The sequence below is a fragment of the Duganella qianjiadongensis genome (assembly GCF_009857915.1).
Taxonomy (GTDB): domain Bacteria; phylum Pseudomonadota; class Gammaproteobacteria; order Burkholderiales; family Burkholderiaceae_D; genus Rugamonas; species Rugamonas qianjiadongensis.
This window is the reverse complement of sequence record NZ_WWCM01000095.1, coordinates 1-267: the sequence shown is the minus strand read 5'-3', so window position 1 is coordinate 267 and position 267 is coordinate 1. Positions and strand designations below refer to the sequence as shown.

Here is a 267-nt window from a genome sequence, read left to right as displayed (position 1 = left end):
GTCCAGACTCCTACGGGAGGCAGCAGTGGGGAATTTTGGACAATGGGGGCAACCCTGATCCAGCAATGCCGCGTGAGTGAAGAAGGCCTTCGGGTTGTAAAGCTCTTTTGTCAGGGAAGAAACGGTGAAGGCTAATATCCTTTGCTAATGACGGTACCTGAAGAATAAGCACCGGCTAACTACGTGCCAGCAGCCGCGGTAATACGTAGGGTGCAAGCGTTAATCGGAATTACTGGGCGTAAAGCGTGCGCAGGCGGTTTTGTAAGA

The 267-nt window shown here is 52.4% G+C and carries 1 rRNA gene; it reads left to right on the top strand.

What is annotated here, in order from left to right:
• Positions 1 to 267: ribosomal RNA gene (locus GTP27_RS23435) — 16S ribosomal RNA — on the top strand; the annotation flags it as partial.